A 2,774-nucleotide genomic window follows, 5' to 3' on the forward strand; every position below is an offset into this window, starting at 1 on the left:
GGCCATCGGCCGACTTCGCCGACACCACCCGGCCCGACTTCGCCGGATACACCAGCGGCGGGGGCCCGGGGCGTCGGCCCGGCGTGCACGGGACGGTCACCCCGCGCGCCTCGAGGTAGGGAAGGGGGTCGATGCCGTGGTTCATGCTGGTGTCGCGTCGCACCCGCAGGTGGAGGTGGGGGCCGGTGGCCTGGCCTTCGGCGCCCATGAGCGCGATGCGCTGACCTGCCGTCACCCGGTCGCCCACGGCGACGTCCCGCTGGTACATGTGCCCGTACTCGGTCACCGTTCCGTCGGGGTGCAGGATGCGGATCCACTGACCGTAGCCGTCGGCGGGGCCCGAGTTGATGACCTCGCCGTCCCCCACAGCGTAGATCGGCGTGCCGAGGGCGTTGGCGATGTCGATGCCGTCGTGATCGCGAGCGCCGCCGTAGGGATCGGAGATGAAGCCGGCCGCCGGGCACGAGGCGGCGAAACCGGTGACGTGGACGGCGGATGGGACGGCGGCTTGGGCAGCGGAGGCCGGTGACGTGGCCACCAGTGACGGCAGGACGAGGGCCGTCGTCGCGAGAGCGCACCGCAGTACGCGTCTGGAAAGTCCGTGAAATCCATGAAATCTATGAAACACGTTGACGTTCCTCCCCTCTTGGGGATGTATCGGGGCATACAGGTGGGGTCGTACGTACGGTTCCGGCGAGCCCCGGGTTCATGACAACCGGCGGGTGGAGGGTAACCACAGCCGCCCCGCGCGGGCACCCGGAACGCTACGGACTGACACCGCCCGCCGGGCTCGGATATCAGGAGCCGCACAGGCCGAACAGCCGAATACAGGTCGAGCCCGCCGAGCGGGAGAACGGCTCGGCGGGCTCGGTGTCGTACGGGATTCCATGGATGCCCCGGGGTGGATCCCTAGCGGGCCCCCGCGAGGACCTCCGCCGCGGCCACCCCGGACGCGGCGCTCGCGCCGTGCGTGAAGATCTGCACCGCGCCGGGAACCGCGGAGCCCGGCAGGCCCATCTCCACGACGATCGCGTCGGGCCGGGCCTCGGTGAGGCTCGCGAGGGCGAGGCTCATCCAGGTGTGCCGGGACGCGTCCCGGGCGACGACGACCAGGGGGCGCCCCGCCGCCGATTCCAGGGCACAGGCCTCCAGCGCGGCGCCGGGCACGAGGAGTTCCTCGCGGCGTACCCGGACGGAGGTCGTGCCGGGCAGGCGCTCGCGCAGCGGTTCGGCGACGCCCCATGGGGTCTCCTTGCCGATGGCGAGGTTGGTGGTGGGCACCAGCTCCACCACGTGCGGTGCGGCGGACAGGGGCAGGGCATCCCGTACCGGTCCGGTCAGGCGCAGGGCCCGGCGGGCGGCGACGAAGCCGATGTCGGCGGTGGCCTCGGCGGTGTGACCGGTCCGGCCGAGGCCCCGGGACCAGTCCGCGAAGGCGTGGACGCGTCCGGCCGCCTCCGCGAGCCGTTCCTCGGGGAGTTCCCCGGCGGCGACGGCGCGGACGAGGGCGTCGGCGAGGAGTGCGGCGGTGGCCTCCTCGGCGCTCTCGCCGCCGACGCAGATGGCGTCGACGCCCGCGGCGACGGCGCGCACCGTGGCCCCGTCGATGCCGTACCGGCCGGCGACGGCGCCCATCTCGATAGCGTCACTGACGATCAGTCCGTCGAAGCCGAGCTCCTGCCGGAGCAGGTCGTTCAGGATGCGCGGGCTGAGGGTGGCGGGCAGTTCGGGATCGTAGGCGGGGACGAGGAGGTGGCCGCTCATGACGGCGCGGACACCCGCGTCCAGGGCGGCCCGGAACGGGGGCAGCGCCTGGGCGGCGATCTCCTCGCGGTCGGCGCCGTAGGTGGGCAGGCCGTGGTGGGAGTCGACGGCGACGTCGCCGTGGCCGGGGAAGTGCTTGGCGCACGCGGCGACCCCGGCGGACTGGAGGCCGCGGACCCACGCGGCGGTGTGCCGGGCGACCGTCCGCGGGTCGGTGCCGAAGGACCTGACGCCGATGATGGGGTTGTCCGGGTTGGAGTTGACGTCCGCGCTGGGCGCGTAGTCGAGGCTGATCCCGGCGGCGCGCAGCTGGCGGCCCAGGTCGGCGGCGACGGTCCCGGTGAGCTCCGTGTCGTCGACGGCGCCGAGGGCGAAGTTGCCCGGCCGGGTGGAGCCGGTGGCGGATTCGATGCGGGTGACGTCCCCGGCCTCCTCGTCGATGGCGATGACCAGTGCCGGGTTCTCCGCGCGGAGGCGGCCGGTCAGCCGGGCGACCTGCTCCGCGGAGACGATGTTGCGCGAGAAGAGCACGACCGACGCCAGGCCGTCCTGGATGTCGCGCAGCACCCAGTCCGGCGCCTCGGTCCCGACGAAGCCCGGCTGGAGGACGGAGAGCGCGAGCCGCCGCAATTCCTTGGGGTGCTTGCCGGGGACCGCGGAGGAAAGAGGGGAGGAAGGGGAGGACATCGCCCGCGCCTTTCGGATGGTTCGACTGGTTCGACTGGTTCGACCGGTTCGGCACATCGATGGCACCGAGCACCTCCGGTACCGGCCCACATCGACGTTTCCTGGTACAGACCAATAAATGTCCGCTCAGACTAACGACCCATGTCAAGGGTGAAGCCGCACAAACCAGACCCGGAGTAACGGGCGAATCTGACGCCCTATGAGCAAAGCGGCCAACTCGGGCATTGACAGGGGCGGTTGGTCTAGTCCACTTTAGGGAGGCGCAAGTTTGACGAGGGGCGCATGTGGCACACGGCGCCGGCCGACCCGGTGCGGGCCCACCG

General features: G+C 72.1%; 2 protein-coding genes. Both read right to left on the reverse strand.

Going from position 1 to position 2,774, the window contains the following annotated elements; genetic code table 11:
• Window positions 1–541 (reverse strand): M23 family metallopeptidase (locus K6I34_RS15860; RefSeq protein ID WP_229326583.1); only part of this gene is annotated, 541 nt, incomplete at its 3' end.
• Between the two features lie 368 nt (window positions 542–909).
• A complete protein-coding gene (locus K6I34_RS15865) occupies window positions 910–2,451 on the reverse strand; it encodes a glycoside hydrolase family 3 protein (protein ID WP_229326581.1) in 1,542 nt (513 codons plus the stop codon).
• Window positions 2,452–2,774 lie beyond the last annotated feature (323 nt).

The sequence above is a fragment of the Streptomyces sp. UNOC14_S4 genome (assembly GCF_020740835.1).
Taxonomy (GTDB): domain Bacteria; phylum Actinomycetota; class Actinomycetes; order Streptomycetales; family Streptomycetaceae; genus Streptomyces.

What these genes read in the sequence shown, in the direction of transcription:
- K6I34_RS15865 (WP_229326581.1), bottom strand. Translation starts at nt 2,451, where the DNA reads ATGTCCTCCCCTTCCTCCCCTCTTTCCTCCGCGGTCCCCGGCAAGCAC.